Raw genomic sequence first — 14,456 nt, 5'->3', positions numbered from 1 at the left:
ACTCACCCCGCGATATCTCGAAGTCGGTGCGGCAATGACCTTTTCGACTTGTACGGGCCGAGTACCGCGGCACCGAGCGGCTTGGTCAGCAAACGCCGGGCGACCGCGTTCACCTCTTCCAAGGTGACGGCGTCTATGAGTTCCAACGTTTGCGCGATGCTGCGGTGCGTGCCGAAGTTCAGTTCGCTGCGACCCATCCGGTGCATCCGCGAGCTGGAATCCTCCAGCCCGAGCACCAACCCGCCGCGCAGGGAACCCTTGGCGATGGCGCATTCCGCCTCGGTGATACCGTCGCGCGCCACGTCGGCCAGCACATCGGTGGCCACCCGGACCACCTCGTCGAAGCGCTCCGGCAGGCAGGCCGCGTAGACGGAGAAGGCACCGGCATCGGAGAACGTGTCGACGCTGGAGTACACCGAGTACGCCAGCCCGCGGGTCTCCCGGATCTGTTGGAAAAGCCGCGAACTCAGCCCGCCGCCCAACGCGGTGTTGAGCACCGACAGCGCCCAGCGGTGCTCCCAGTACCGACCGGGGCTGCGCACCCCGGCCATCAGGTGACTCTGTTCGCCGTCACGGCTGACCAGCTCCAGCGACGGCTTGCCCGGCACCCGGCCGGTGCCTTTGCGGTGCGGCGCCGCGGTGCGACCCCGGACCAACCGCGGCCCGAAGTACTCTCGCGCCAGAGCAACGACCTCGGCATGGTCGATATTGCCGGCCACCGCCAGCACCATCCGCTCGGGGGTGTAGCGGCGGACGTGGAAGGAATGCAACTGTGTGCGGGTCATCGCCGAGATCGACTCGACGCTGCCGATCACCGGTCGCCCCACCGGATGATCGCCGAACATGGCGGACAAGAAGATGTCGCCGAGGGTGTCCTCGGGATCGTCATCGCGCATCGCGATCTCCTCGAGCACGACATCGCGCTCGACCTCGACGTCCTCGGCGGCACAGCGCCCGTTGAGCACCACATCGGCGACCAGGTCGACGGCAAGTTCGAGGTCCGAGTCCAGCACGTGGGCGTAGTAACAGGTGTGCTCGCGCGCGGTGAACGCGTTGAGCTCACCGCCCACCGCGTCGACGGCCTGGGCGATCTGCACGGCCGACCGCGTCGGCGTCGATTTGAACAGCAGGTGCTCCAGGAAGTGTGCGGCACCGGCGACGGTGGCACCTTCGTCGCGGGAACCGACGCCCACCCAGACACCCACCGATGCCGAATGCACCGACGGGATGTGCTCGGTGACCACCCGCAGACCCCCGGGTAGGTCCGTTCGGCGCGTGGGCGTCGACATGGGCACTCCTTTCCGCGGCGACCCATGTTGCCGTATGTCGCTGCGGGCACCTAATTCGGCCCGCTCGGCGCGGCTCAAAGGGGAACGACGCCGGCGTACGGCACGCCGCTGAGATAGGCCATATCGCGTTCGAAGGTCACCAGGTCGTGGATGTCGAAGTCGGCCAGCCGCCGGTGTCCGCAGGCACGGGCCAGCACCGACATCAGATCGACCGTCGCGCCCAGGAACCGGGCCAGCCGCTGCGCGGCCTGCTGCACATGCAGCCGTTCCCGCAGATGCTCCTGTTGGGTGGCGATGCCGACCGGGCAGTTGTTGGTGCCGCAGGCACGCATCCCGACGCAGCCGATGGCCTGCAGTGCCGAGTTGGCCAGCGCGATCGCGTCGGCCCCCAGCGCCATGGCCTTGGCCATGTCGGCGGCCGTCCGGATGCCACCGGTGGCGACCAACGTCACCTCCCCCGACTTACCGCAGCTGTCCAGATGCCGCCGCGCCCGGGCCAACGCCGGAATGGTCGGCACCGAGATGTTCTCCCGGAAGATCAGGGGTGCGGCCCCGGTGCCGCCGCCGCGGCCGTCGATGATGATGTAGTCGACACCGATCTGCAACGCCGCATCGATGTCCTCCTCGATGCGCTGGGCGCTCATCTTGTAGCCGATCGGGATACCGCCGGAGCGCTCGCGCACCTGCGCGGCGAAGTCGACGTACTGGTCGATCGATGTCCAGTCCGGGAACCGCGCGGGTGAGATCGCATCGGTGCCCGGCGCCAGCCCGCGCACCTCGGCGATCTTGCCCACCACTTTTCTTCCCGAAAGATGCCCGCCGGTACCGGTTTTCGCGGCTTGACCGCCTTTGAAGTGAAAGGCCTGCACGACATCGAGGCGGCCGAGGTCCCAGCCGAAGCGACCGGAGGCCAACTCATAGAAGTACCTTGAATTGGCCTGCTGCTCCTCGGGCAGCATGCCGCCCTCGCCCGAACAGATGCCCGTTCCGGCCAGTTCGGCGCCGGCGGCCAGCGCGACCTTCGCCTCCTGGGACAGCGCCCCGAAGCTCATATCGGTGACGAACAGCGGGATGTCGAGCGCCAGCGGTTTGGCCGCCTTGGGGCCGACGACCACACCGGTTTCCACCGGTTCGTGATCGAGCAGCGGCGGCCGCGCCAGTTGCGCGGTCACGAGCTGGATGCTGTCCCACGACGGGAGTTCGGTGCGCGGCACACCCATGGCACCGGTCTTGCCGTGCATGCCCAGTCGCGACAGACCGTGGTCGGCCAGTTCTCGGATATCGGCGACGAACGGCTCCTCCGGCGTGCCGGCGAGATCCGAGAACTGTGCCTGGTATTGGCCGTTGCGCGCGAGCTGCGGGTGCCGGGCGGCATAGGCGCGCACCGCGGCGACATCGACGGACACCCGCCCGTCTCGGATGGTGGTGCCGAAGGTCGGCAGCGCGACGGAGTGGTTCACCGGGGACACCCCGGTGGCGATGTCGTAGCGCCATCCGTGCACGCCGCAGACCAGCGAATCACCGTCGACGTGACCGTCGGCCAACCGCACGCCGCGGTGGGCGCATCTGCCGTACAGCGCCGAGACGGTGTCGTCGGCCCGCCGCACCAGCACCAGGTCGACACCGGCGACGGTGATCGGGTGCGGGCTGTCGGGAACCAGATCGTCTAGGCGGACCGTGGTTTCGTGGTCGTCGATGGTGCTGACTTCGGACAAGGCGGTACTCCTCGCTGCTGTGCACCGAGCGAGTCCGCCCGGAGGGGCTTCACCCGCAACAGCATACGGAAAGTGCTTGCTACCCGCGCTTTTGGCGTCGAATACGCAACGATGCCCGGCACCTTCCGGTGCCGGGCATCGTTGCGGATCGGACTAGGCTTCGGCGCCTGCGGGTGCCTCGGCGTCGGCCGGTGCCTCGGCCGTCTCCTCGTCGACGAGCACCAGCGAGATCTTGCCGCGGTTGTCGATGTCGGCGATCTCGACGCGCAGTTTGTCGCCCACCTTGGCCACATCCTCGACCTTGGCGATGCGCTTGCCGCGGCCCAGCTTGCTGATGTGCACCAGCCCGTCGCGCCCGGGCAGCAGCGACACGAACGCACCGAAGTCGGTGGTCTTGACCACGGTGCCCAGGAACCGCTCGCCGACCTTCGGCAGCTGCGGGTTGGCGATCGCGTTGATCTTGTCGATCGCCGCCTGGGCGGCCTCACCATTGCTGGCGCCGACGAACACGGTGCCGTCGTCCTCGATGGAGATCGACGCGCCGGTCTCCTCGGTGATCGAGTTGATCATCTTGCCCTTGGGCCCGATGACCTCTCCGATCTTGTCCACCGGCACCTTGATGGTGGTGATGCGCGGGGCGTACGGGCTCATCTCGTCCGGGGTGTCGATGGCCTCGGCCATGACCTCCAGGATGGTGATCCGCGCGTCCTTGGCCTGGCTCAGCGCGCCGGCGAGCACCTGCGAAGGGATGCCGTCGAGCTTGGTGTCCAACTGCAGGGCGGTGACGAACTCCTTGGTGCCCGCGCACTTGAAGTCCATGTCGCCGAAGGCATCCTCGGCGCCCAGGATGTCGGTCAGTGTGACGAAGCGGGTCTCGCCGTCGACCTGGTCGGAGACCAGCCCCATGGCGATACCGGCGACCGGGGCCTTGAGCGGCACACCGGCGTTCAGCAGCGACAGGGTCGAGGCGCAGACCGAGCCCATCGAGGTGGAACCGTTGGAGCCCAACGCTTCCGAGACCTGACGGATGGCGTACGGGAACTCCTCGACGCTGGGCAGCACCGGGACCAGGGCGCGCTCGGCCAGCGCTCCGTGGCCGATCTCGCGACGCTTGGGCGAGCCCACCCGGCCGGTCTCGCCGGTGGAGAACGGCGGGAAGTTGTAGTGGTGCATGTAGCGCTTGGAGGTCTCGGGGCCCAGCGAATCGATCTGCTGGGCCATCTTGACCATGTCGAGGGTGGTGACACCCATGATCTGGGTCTCGCCGCGCTCGAACAGGGCGCTGCCGTGCGCGCGCGGGATGACCGCGACCTCGGCGCTCAGGGCGCGGATGTCGGTGACGCCGCGGCCGTCGATGCGGAAGTGGTCGGTCAGGATGCGTTGGCGCACAAGCTTCTTGGTAAGCGACCGGTAGGCGGCGCCGATCTCCTTCTCGCGGCCCTCGAACTGACCGGCCAGGCGCTCGAGCACCTCACCCTTGATCTCGTCGGTGCGGTCGTCGCGCTCGGCCTTGCCCGCGATCGTCAGCGCCTGCGAGAGCGCCTCGGTGGCCACCGCGGCGACCTGGTCGTACACATCGGCCTGGTAGTCCGGGAACAGCGGATACTCCACGGTTGCCTTACCGGCGGCGGCGTGCAACTCCTCCTGCGCGGTGCACAGTGCGGAGATGAACGGCTTGGCCGCCTCCAGGCCTTCGGCCACAACGGTTTCGGTGGGCGCGACGGCACCGCCGGCCACCAGTTCGATGACCTTCTCGGTGGCCTCGGCCTCGACCATCATGATCGCCACATCACCCTCGACCTTGCGGCCGGCGACGACCATGTCGAAGACGGCGTCCTCGAGCTGCTCGACGGTCGGGAACGCCACCCACTGGCCGTTGATGAGCGCGACGCGCACGCCACCGACCGGGCCGGAGAACGGCAGGCCGGAGATCTGGGTGGACGCCGACGCGGCGTTGATGGCCAGCACGTCGTACAGATCCTTGGGATCCAGGCTGAGCACGGTCACCACGACCTGGATCTCGTTGCGCAGACCGGAGACGAAGGTCGGGCGCAGCGGCCGGTCGATCAGGCGACAGGTCAGGATCGCATCGGTGGAGGGCCGGCCCTCACGGCGGAAGAACGAACCGGGAATCCGGCCCGCGGCGTACATCCGCTCCTCGACATCGATGGTCAGCGGGAAGAAGTCGAAATGGTCCTTGGGCGACTTGCTGGCGGTGGTGGCGCTCAGCAGCATCGTCTCTTCATCGAGGTAGGCGACGACGGAACCGGCCGCCTGCCGGGCCAGCCGGCCGGTCTCGAAGCGGATGGTGCGGGTGCCGAAGCTCCCGTTGTCGATGACGGCGGTGGACTCGAACACACCCTCGTCGGTTTCAACTGCAGACATTGCAGCCTTTCTGGGTATTCAGCTGTTTCGCGCGCTCACGCGCCAGCGGTCCCCTGAACTCGGCTACGGCCGTCGATCGAAGCGGCCGGGTGTGTACATCCCGGCAGCCACTACCGAAGACCGCCCGATCAGAGCGGACACTGCTTGTGACGCGCAGGGACGGTGCGCGCGGATCTGCGCGAACCGCACCTTCTTGCTCGGGCCGAACACGGCCCAAAACATCTTCATGCTACACCGGCGGTGTTCCCCGGCCGTCAGCCGACATCCTCGACGCACACCGTGAACCGGCGCTGGTCGTAGGCATAGCCGATACCGCTGCGGCACTGGTCGACATTGGCGACACCCCGCAGTATCTCGGTCGCGCGCTGCCGGTGCGGCTGCGCGCCGTCGGCGCAATCGACACGCAGCGGATCGCGGCCGTTGTCCGGGTCCACACTCATGCACTGGCCGACCACCCAGTCGACATCCATGCAGATGGTGCTGCTGGTGTCGCTGAAGGTGCTGTGCGTGGAGTAGTACGAGTCCACGTCCGTCGGGCAGCCGTCACTGGACGTGGCGGTCGCGATGACCTTGAACGTCGAGTCGGGGCTGCCGCAGGCAGCCTTGACGGCATCGGGCCGTTCGGGCGTGCCGACCACCTTCAGGCAATCTCCGACCTGAAGCGCGGCGGCGGCCGCCGACGAACAACCGGTAAGTCCCCCCACCACGCACCCGAGGGTGCAGATCGCAGCCAGAGCCGCGGTCCGGTGTGTCAGCGACGCAGCCCGAGGCGCTCGATCAGCGAGCGGTAGCGCTCGACGTCGACCTGCGCGACGTACTTGAGCAACCGACGCCGGCGACCGACCAGCAGCAGCAACCCCCGCCGCGAGTGGTGATCGTGCTTGTGAGCCTTGAGGTGTTCGGTGAGATCCTGGATCCGCTTGGTCAGCAGCGCGACCTGAGCTTCCGGCGAGCCGGTGTCGGTGTCGTGCAGACCGTACTGGCCCAGGATTTCCTTCTTCTGTTCGGCAGTGAGCGCCACGAAACAACTCCATCAAAAAGGTCCGCGAGGAACATCTGAGGCGCGGCCGCCGCGAACTGCAGCACGCGCTGGGTCGCCGGAAATAGTAACAGTGCCCCGCGCGCCGCGAAAATCGAGCTCAGGAGCCCACAGCGAGAATCGCGCGGGCCCGCTCGGTATCGGCTCCCATCTGCACCACCAGGTCGTCGACCGAGTCGAACTTCTCCTGCCCGCGGATGCGGGCCACGTAGTCGACGGCGACGTGCTGGCCGTACAGGTCGGCCTCGGTGTCCAGGACGAAGGCCTCGACCGTGCGGGTCCGCCCGGAGAAGGTCGGGTTCGTGCCCACCGAGACTGCCGCCTGATAGCGCTCGCCGGGAGTCACCGTCCCCACCACCGGCCCGTGCCCGAGCACGGTGAACCAGGCCGCGTACACCCCGTCGGCCGGGATGGCCGAGTGCATCGGCGGTGCCACATTGGCGGTCGGGAAGCCCAGTACCCGGCCCCGGCCGTCACCGCGCACCACCACGCCCTCGACGCGGTGCGGACGGCCCAGCGCCTCGGCGGCGGCCACCACATCGCCGGCGTCGACGCACGAGCGGATATAGGTCGACGAGAAGGTGACCGACTCGTCGCGGGCGAATTCCTCGGACACCAGGGTCATGCCCTCGACGGCGAACCCGAAACGCTCACCCGCCTTGCGCAGCAGGTCCACGTTGCCGGCGGCCTTCTTGCCGAAGGTGAAGTTCTCCCCCACCACGACCTCCACCACATGCAGGCTTTCGACCAGCAGTTCATGGATGTAGCGCTCGGGCGTCAGCTTCATGAAGTCCGCGGTGAACGGCATCACCAGGAATACGTCGACACCTGTTTCCTCGACCAGTTCGGCGCGCCGGGCAAGCGTCGTCAGCTGTGCTGGATGGCTGCCCGGGAACACCACTTCCATCGGATGAGGGTCGAAGGTCATCAGCACCGTCGGCACGCCGCGTGAGCGTCCCGACTTCACCGCATGACTGATCAACTCGGCGTGTCCGCGGTGTACACCGTCGAACACTCCGATCGTCAGGACGCATCGACCCCAGTCCGTGGGGATGTCCTCCCGGCCCCGCCACCGTTGCACAGCAGTCAGACTACGGCCCCGACGCCTCGCCGTCTGCGTCCGGGATGCACGGATCAGGCAAAGATTGCCTAAACTCACCAGTCGTGAGTCCGAACAGCAACCCCCAAGACTTGTCGACGGTTGCGCAGGACTACCTCAAGGTCATCTGGACGGCGCAGGAGTGGTCGCCGGACAAGGTGAGCACCAAACTTCTGGCCGAACGCATCGGCGTGTCCGCGAGCACCGCGTCGGAGTCCATCCGCAAGCTGGCCGATCAGGGTCTCGTCGATCACGCCAAGTACGGCGCCGTCACCCTCACCGAGGCGGGCCGTCAGGCCGCGCTGGCCATGGTGCGTCGGCACCGACTGATGGAGACGTTCCTGGTGCGCGAACTCGGTTACGGCTGGGACGAGGTGCACGACGAGGCCGAGATCCTGGAGCACGCGGTGTCGGACCGCATGCTGGACCGCATCGACGCCAAGCTGGGCTTTCCGACCCGTGATCCGCATGGTGATCCGATCCCGGCGCCCGACGGGCGGGTCCCGACCCCGCCGGCACGCCAATTGTCGGTGTGCTCGGACGGCGAGGACGGGACCGTGGCCCGGATCTCCGATGCCGACCCGGAGATGCTGCGGTATTTCGACAGCGTGGGCATCGCGCTGGATTCCCGGCTGCGGGTGGTCGCCCGCCGCGACTTCGCCGGGATGATCTCGGTAGCCGTGCAGAGCCCGGCCGATCCCGAGCAGTCGATCACCACGGTTGACCTGGGAAGCCCTGCCGCAGAAGCTATCTGGGTGGTCTAGCGCACCGCTCGCAACCGCCGCACGCTGCTGGGCGCCGCGCTGACGGTGTCGGGCGCAGAATGCACCAGTCGCAACGTCGGGCGCCGCACCGCGGATGGCTCGGATGCCGCCACCAGCAACATCTGCACGCTGTGCGCCAGTTGCTCGGCCCCGTCGCGCTCGATGACCGCCACGACGGGCTCGGTGAGCAGTTCACCGGCGATCTCGCTGGTGACCGTGAGCCGCGATCCGTCGTCGGCCGGTGTGATCAGGAACGTCAGGCGGGTGCGCAGGCCTGCCTCGCCGGTGCCGATGAGCACCAGCGTGCCCGGCGCCATCGCCGAGTCGACCGTCCACTCCACGGTGGCGGCGATTCCGAGCATCAGCGTCTCGGCGGTCATCCGCGCGCCGGGCACGAACTGCGCGCGCGGTTGGGTCACCCAGCGCTGGTGCACCGTGAGCCAGTCCGACCAGGTGCGCGGATCCGACAGCACCGTCCACAGCGCCGCCGGAGTGACCGGCAGGTGGGCATTGTGGGTCGCATGGCCGACCAGGGCGCCGTGCTCGCCGTGCGCCCAGGCGGGCTGATAGGTGAACAGCGGATGGTCGCAAACCGGTGCGTGCTCGCTCATGTTCTGTACAACGCCCACGTTCGGGCAAAAGTTCGCCGAGAACCTGGGATTTGGCTAATAAAAACACGGCGGAGACTGACGGCAACCTGATAACGCGGTTTGCGTCCACCGCGATCCGGCCTCACTCGTGCAGCCTGCGGTGGTACTGCGCGCGAGACTGTGCATCGACGACGCTGAAGGCCGTGTCGAAGTGCGTCGCGCGCATGATCCGGTGCCGGACTCGGTCCGGCAACGCATTCGCGAGGGTGACCAGCGCGCCGAGCTCGCGCGGCACCGACACCACCGGGCGACCGCTGCGGACGGCCGCGACGATCGCCGCGGCCACATCGGCAGGTTCGACCTCCGAGATCGGCCGAACCCAGGCCGGCACGGAGTGGCCGGCCGACAGTTCGGTGCGCACCACACCCGGCAACACGGCGGTGACCCCGATACCCTCGGCCGCCAGCTCCAGGTGCAGGGCCTCGGTGAAACCGACCACGGCGTGCTTGGTGGCGCAGTAGGTGGCCAAACCCGGGAATGCGCTCGCCCCCGCCAGTGAGGCGATGTTGACGATGTGGCCGCCCCGAGTGCGCATCCGCGCCGCAGCGAGTTTTGAGCCGTACAGGACACCGCGCAGGTTGACGGCAACGATCCGGTCCGTCATCTCGTCGGATTCCTCGACGAAGAGCCCCGTCGGCATGATCCCGGCGTTGTTCACCAGGACGTCCAACGACCCGAACCGGCTTTCGGTCTCGTCCAGAAAGCCGGCGAAGGTCGTCGGCTCGGTGACATCGAGCCGCAGTCCGCAGACCACCCCGCCGGTGGTCTCGGCAAGTTCGGCCGCCGTCTTCTCCACCAAGGCCTCGTCCACATCCCCGAGCGCCACCCGGGCCCCGACGCGGGCAAATGCCGCACCGGTGGCGCGGCCGATGCCCCGGGCGGCGCCGGTGATGGCCACCACCCGACCTGACATTGTCGGGATTCTGGTCATGAGCACTCCTCCTGCAGGACCTTCTTCAGGACCTTTCCGGTTTCATTGCGCGGCAACTGATCGATGAAGACGACATCGCGAGGGACTTTGTGGCGGGCCAACTGGGATCGCACGAACGCCCGGACATCGTCGGATTCGAGGGTCTCGCTGCTGCGAACGACGAAGGCGCGCAGCCGCTGTCCGAACTCCGCATCGCCGACCCCGACGACGGCGGCCTCCAGCACATCGGGGTGCTCGGCGAGCAGGTTCTCGACTTCCAGCGGGAAGACGTTCTCGCCGCCGGAGACGATCATGTCGTCGTCGCGACCGTCGACGAACCACAAGCCGCTCTCGTCGAAGTGACCGGTGTCGCCCGTGGACAACAATCCGTCGACCGACTCTTTGTGTCCGCCGTCGGTGTATCCCTGGAAGCTCAACCCGCTGGACACGAAGAGCGTGCCGGTGCGACCGGGTTCGGTGATTCTGCGGCGGCGCTCGTCGTAGGCGGCCATCGTGCACCCCAGCGGCGGCCGGCCCACCGTGCCCGGGGCCGCGCGGAGATCCTCGGGTGTGGCCACTGCCGCGACCGCTACCTCGGTCGAGCCGTACAGGTTGTACAGCACGTCACCGAAGGCGTCCGCCGTCCGCCGGCACAGCTCGGGAGAGAGCGCCGAGCCGGCCGCGAACACCACCCGCAGCGAGGATGTGTCGTACCGAGCGAGCACATCTGGCCCGAGGTCCAGGATGCGGGTCAGCATGGTGGGCACCACGATCAGTGCCTGCACCCGGTGTCGTTCGATCGCGACCAGTGCCGCGACAGGATCGAATCTGCGCGCCAGGATGACCCGGCTGCCCAGCGCGAGTCCCATGGTGCAGGTCGCCAATCCGGTCGCGTGGAACATGGGAGCGGCCACGTAGTAGCTCGCATGCGCGGGCCACGGGATGCGGTCGATCAACTGGGCCGACTGCAGGGGGCTGACCCTGTTGCGCGGTGCACCCTTGGGGGTTCCGGTGGTCCCGCTGGTGAGCAGCACGATGGCACCGACCGTGTCCGGTGCCGGCAGCGGGTCCGTGGGCTGGCCGGCGGCTATCGCCGTCAAACTCATTCGCCCACAGTCCCGCTCGGCCCAGCCGAGGACGCGCAGCACGCCCGGTTCCAGGACGTCGAGCAGATCGGAGAACTCCTCATCGGCGATCACGGTGGTGACGCGTTCCCGACGACACACGTCGGCCAGCTGCGGAGCCGCGAACCCGGTGTTCAACAGGACCACCCGCGCCCCGGTGTGGCCTGCCGCGAACAACGTCAACAGCAATCCACGGTGGTTACGCGCGAGCAGCCCGATCACCGCGTCGGCGCCGACGCCGTGCGCAGAAAGCCCATGCGCCAGCGCATTCGATTGGCGTTCGAGTTCGGCGAAAGTCAGGGTTCCGTGCTCGTCGGTCAGTGCCGGCGCCGAGCCGTACCGGGCGGCGCTGTGCCGTATCAGCCCGGCGAACGCGCCGTACTGTCGCATCCAACGCGACGCACGCAGCGCCTGCACCGGCCGACGCGGATCCACCAGTCCGCGGCGTAGCAGCACCAACGCAGCCGCGCCGAGATCGGTGGTGGTGGACACGATCTGGAGAAGATTCTTCACCTCACACCTTCCAACCCGACGACCAGCCGCGCCACCGTCTCGGGATCGTCGAGTTGTGGGCAGTGTCCAGAGCGGGGCAATATCACCAGCTCACTGCCGGGAATCTGTCGATGTAGTCGTCTGCTGGCGTGCACAGGGATGATTCGATCCTTTGCTCCGTGCACCACCACCGTGGGGCAGCTGACGCACACACCGTGGTGTCCCGCCGTGGTCTCTCGGGCATATTGCAGGGCATACCGCCCCAGGTGAGCGAGTTCGGATCCGCTGGCCAACAGCTGAGTCCAATACGCCAGCACCTCGGGGTCCGAGGTGGCCCCGGGACCGTAGAGCACCTGCCGAAGCGCTCGTGCCGCAACCCATTGCAGCACCCTGGATGGCACCGGCACACGGGCCACTTCCTGCCATACCCGCGCCGGGATGTCACCGTAGCGGGCAAGCCGCGCCAGCCAATGCCGGGCATTGACCGGGTCGTCGATCGCCACCAGACCCCGAACCAGCTGGGGTCGCCGATCGGCAGCCCGGACCGCGGTCGCGGCCCCGAGCGAATTACCCACCAGCAGTGCGGGACCCGTCTCCTCGAGAAGCGAATCGACGAAGGCATCGAACTGCGGTAGCAGTGGCCCCGGGTCGCGGGGACCTGCCCGGCCGAAGCCGGGCAGGTCCACCGCGACGGCACGCCGTCCTTGTTCACCCAGACACGCGAGCACTGCGCGCCAGGTGTCGGCGCTGTCGGCGTAGCCGTGTAACAGCACCACCGCAGCGCCGTCCCCCGGCACCGATAGCATGCGGGTGTCGACACCGTTGAAGGTGGCTGGACACTCCGCGATCATCCCGCGAGCAGGCCCTTCGCGATATGAGTGACCTGCACCTCGTTACTGCCGGCATAGATCATCAACGACTTGGCATCGCGGGCAAGCTGCTCGACACGGTATTCGGCCATATAGCCGTTGCCGCCGAACAGTTGCACGGCCTCCATGGCGACCTCGGTGGCGGCTTCCGAGGAGTACAGCTTGATCGCCGACGCCTCGGCCAGCGACGGAAGCGAACCCGCCTTCAGCCGCGCCAGCGTCTGGAACACCATGTTCTGCACGTTCATCCGGGCAACCTCCATCTTCGCCAACTTGAGCTGGATCAGTTGGAAGGCCGAGATCGGGGTACCCCAGAGGACACGGGTTCGCGCATAGTCCAGGCTGAGCCGATGACACTCGTTGATGATGCCGAGTGACATCAACGCAATGCCCACCCGTTCAGCGGCGAAATTCGCCCGGGCACTGTCGCGCCCGTCGCCGCTGGCGTGGCTTTCGGTCTCACCGAGCAACCGGTCTGGCGAGAGCCGGACATTGTCGAAGAACAGTTCTCCGGTCGGCGAGGACATCATGCCCATCTTTTTGAAGGCCCGGCCCTGGGTGAGGCCCGGCATGCCCGAATCCAGCACGAACGTGAGGACCGGACGGTCCCGGCGGTCGACGTCGGTGCCGTCATCCAGCTTGGCGTAGACCACCAGGACGTCGGCATCGGGACCGTTGGTGATGAACGTCTTCTGTCCGTTGAGGATGTAGTCGCCGCTGCCGTCACCCGCGCGCTTGACGTAAGTCTTCATGCCGCCGAAGGCATCCGACCCCGCATCCGGTTCGGTGATCGCCCATGCGGCGATCTTCTCCAGCGACATCAACTCGGGAAGCCAGCGTTCCTTCTGGGCCAGCGTGCCCCGACTCATGATGGTCGACGCCCCCAGCCCCAGGCTGACCCCGATGGTACTCAGCAGACCGATGCTCACCGCGGCCAACTCGACCACCATCACCGCGGCCATCGACGCCTGTGCGCCGATATCGCCGAGTCCCCCACCGGCGGACTTCGACTTCTCCTGCCGTGGCTCTGCCGAGCCCGCCGCGGACTCTTTGGCCCGCTGCCGGTCCAGCATCGACTTCACCGCGTCGGCGGCCATGGCGTCCAGGCCGAACTCACTGAAAAGCTTGCGCGCGAACGGGTACGGCGACAACTCGCCGGTCTCCAAACCGTCCAGATGCGGGCGGATCTCCTTGGCGATGAATTCGCGCACCGTGTCTCGCATGATGAGATCGGTGTCGGACCACTCGATCATGACGGCAGCCTGCCGGCAATGTCGTCGATCTGCCACAGACCGTCGGTCTCGATCGTGTCGACATCGTGCCAGCCGCGCAGTTGGGAGATGGCGCCGCCCTGCACGGCGTACACCTGCCCGGTGACCGGGCATTTCTCGGTCGCCAGATAGGCGACCAGCGGGGAGATGTTCGCCGGACTGAACAGATCGACCCCGCCGTCCTCGGGTTCGGCCATCAAGGCACCCATGCCGGGCGTGGCCAGCGTCAGCCGGGTGCGCGCAATCGGGGCGATGGCATTCACGCGCACGCCGTACCGCTCCAGTTCCTCGGCGGCGACCAGCGTCAGGGCGGCGATCGCGGCCTTGGCCGACCCGTAGTTGCACTGGCCTGCGTTGGGAATGGTGGTGCCGGAGCCCGAGGCGGTGTTGACCACCGCGGCGTTGGGCTGGTCCCCGGCCTTGGACTGCGCCTTCCAGTACGCCGCGGCGTGGCGCAACACCGAGAAATGGCCCTTGAGGTGCACCGCGATCACGGCATCCCAGTCGGACTCCTCCATCGTCGGGATGAAACCGTCACGCAGGATGCCGGCGTTGTTCACCACGATGTCCAGTCGGCCGAACTCCTCGACCGCCTGCTGCACCAGAGATTGCGCACCGCTCCAGCTGGCAACGTTGTCGGTGTGGGCCACGGCCGCGCCACCGGCCGCTCTGATCTCGGCCACCACGTCGTGCGCGGGACCTGCGTCGGTGCCGTCTCCGGTATTGCTTCCGCCCAGGTCGTTGACGACCACACTGGCGCCCTCCGCCGCGAACAGCAGGGCATGCTCGCGGCCGATCCCTCGGCCGGCGCCGGTGATGACGGCGACCCGCCCTTCCAATGCTCCCATG

13 protein-coding genes are annotated in these 14,456 nt (G+C 67.7%); 1 reads left to right on the top strand and 12 read right to left on the bottom strand.

The genetic code is table 11. The features are described 5' to 3' along the window. Window positions 1–2: 2 nt before the first annotated feature. The 6 genes from ACWDUN_RS03260 to ACWDUN_RS03235 form a co-directional block, all read right to left on the bottom strand. Window positions 3–1,289: a M16 family metallopeptidase gene (locus ACWDUN_RS03260; protein WP_449924491.1), complete on the bottom strand. Its 1,287-nt coding sequence runs from the start codon at window positions 1,287–1,289 to the stop codon at window positions 3–5. Between the two features lie 74 nt (window positions 1,290–1,363). After that, entirely contained in the window at window positions 1,364–3,004 is a 1,641-nt protein-coding gene (locus ACWDUN_RS03255) for a glutamate synthase-related protein (protein WP_449924489.1), read from the bottom strand. Window positions 3,005–3,157: 153 nt separating this feature from the next. Further along, entirely contained in the window at window positions 3,158–5,389 is a 2,232-nt protein-coding gene (locus ACWDUN_RS03250; RefSeq protein WP_449924486.1) for a polyribonucleotide nucleotidyltransferase, read from the bottom strand. Window positions 5,390–5,643: 254 nt separating this feature from the next. Further along, complete coding sequence (lppU, locus tag ACWDUN_RS03245) at window positions 5,644–6,144, bottom strand: LppU family putative lipoprotein (protein WP_449926209.1); 501 nt, start codon at window positions 6,142–6,144, stop codon at window positions 5,644–5,646. Further along, window positions 6,141–6,410, bottom strand: a complete 270-nt coding sequence (rpsO, locus tag ACWDUN_RS03240; protein WP_083059664.1) for a 30S ribosomal protein S15 — start codon at window positions 6,408–6,410, stop codon at window positions 6,141–6,143. The genes lppU and rpsO overlap by 4 nt, the downstream gene beginning before the upstream one ends. A 118-nt stretch (window positions 6,411–6,528) precedes the next feature. Beyond that, window positions 6,529–7,509, bottom strand: coding sequence for a bifunctional riboflavin kinase/FAD synthetase (locus tag ACWDUN_RS03235; RefSeq protein ID WP_449924482.1), 981 nt, complete (start codon window positions 7,507–7,509; stop codon window positions 6,529–6,531). Between the two features lie 44 nt (window positions 7,510–7,553). Between ACWDUN_RS03235 and mntR the strand changes: the two genes are divergently transcribed. Continuing rightward, window positions 7,554–8,291: a manganese-binding transcriptional regulator MntR gene (mntR, locus tag ACWDUN_RS03230; protein WP_449924479.1), complete on the top strand. Its 738-nt coding sequence runs from the start codon at window positions 7,554–7,556 to the stop codon at window positions 8,289–8,291. On the opposite strand, the gene ACWDUN_RS03225 is transcribed toward mntR, so the two are convergent. From ACWDUN_RS03225 to ACWDUN_RS03200, 6 genes are all read right to left on the bottom strand, one after another. Further along, on the bottom strand, window positions 8,288–8,902 hold the full coding sequence (locus tag ACWDUN_RS03225) for a type II toxin-antitoxin system Rv0910 family toxin (protein ID WP_449924476.1): 615 nt from the start codon (window positions 8,900–8,902) through the stop codon (window positions 8,288–8,290). The two genes, mntR and ACWDUN_RS03225, sit on opposite strands and share 4 nt — an antisense overlap. Before the next feature lie 121 nt (window positions 8,903–9,023). Next, window positions 9,024–9,872, bottom strand: coding sequence for an SDR family oxidoreductase (locus ACWDUN_RS03220; protein WP_449924473.1), 849 nt, complete (start codon window positions 9,870–9,872; stop codon window positions 9,024–9,026). Further along, window positions 9,869–11,488 (bottom strand): acyl-CoA synthetase, encoded by a 1,620-nt coding sequence (locus ACWDUN_RS03215; protein WP_449924470.1) that lies wholly within the window; start codon window positions 11,486–11,488, stop codon window positions 9,869–9,871. The genes ACWDUN_RS03220 and ACWDUN_RS03215 overlap by 4 nt, the downstream gene beginning before the upstream one ends. Beyond that, window positions 11,485–12,273 (bottom strand): alpha/beta fold hydrolase, encoded by a 789-nt coding sequence (locus tag ACWDUN_RS03210; RefSeq protein WP_449924467.1) that lies wholly within the window; start codon window positions 12,271–12,273, stop codon window positions 11,485–11,487. Before ACWDUN_RS03210 ends, ACWDUN_RS03215 begins: the two co-directional genes overlap by 4 nt. Window positions 12,274–12,314: 41 nt before the next feature. After that, entirely contained in the window at window positions 12,315–13,589 is a 1,275-nt protein-coding gene (locus ACWDUN_RS03205) for an acyl-CoA dehydrogenase family protein (RefSeq protein WP_449924465.1), read from the bottom strand. After that, a complete protein-coding gene (locus tag ACWDUN_RS03200; RefSeq protein ID WP_449924462.1) occupies window positions 13,586–14,455 on the bottom strand; it encodes an SDR family oxidoreductase in 870 nt (289 codons plus the stop codon). Before ACWDUN_RS03200 ends, ACWDUN_RS03205 begins: the two co-directional genes overlap by 4 nt. Window position 14,456: the final 1 nt, after the last annotated feature.

The organism is Mycobacterium sp. NPDC003323 (assembly GCF_053589535.1).
The sequence above is the reverse complement of the archived record's forward strand: the minus strand, read 5'-3'. Positions and strand labels throughout refer to the sequence as shown.

Coding starts and splice junctions, on each gene's coding strand:
- ACWDUN_RS03260 (WP_449924491.1), bottom strand. CDS start 1,289: ATGTCGACGCCCACGCGCCGAACGGACCTACCCGGGGGTCTGCGGGTG.
- ACWDUN_RS03250 (WP_449924486.1), bottom strand. CDS start 5,389: ATGTCTGCAGTTGAAACCGACGAGGGTGTGTTCGAGTCCACCGCCGTC.
- mntR (WP_449924479.1), top strand. CDS start 7,554: ATGCACGGATCAGGCAAAGATTGCCTAAACTCACCAGTCGTGAGTCCG.
- ACWDUN_RS03225 (WP_449924476.1), bottom strand. CDS start 8,902: ATGAGCGAGCACGCACCGGTTTGCGACCATCCGCTGTTCACCTATCAG.
- ACWDUN_RS03220 (WP_449924473.1), bottom strand. CDS start 9,872: ATGACCAGAATCCCGACAATGTCAGGTCGGGTGGTGGCCATCACCGGC.
- ACWDUN_RS03210 (WP_449924467.1), bottom strand. CDS start 12,273: ATGCTATCGGTGCCGGGGGACGGCGCTGCGGTGGTGCTGTTACACGGC.
- ACWDUN_RS03205 (WP_449924465.1), bottom strand. CDS start 13,589: ATGATCGAGTGGTCCGACACCGATCTCATCATGCGAGACACGGTGCGC.
- ACWDUN_RS03200 (WP_449924462.1), bottom strand. CDS start 14,455: ATGGGAGCATTGGAAGGGCGGGTCGCCGTCATCACCGGCGCCGGCCGA.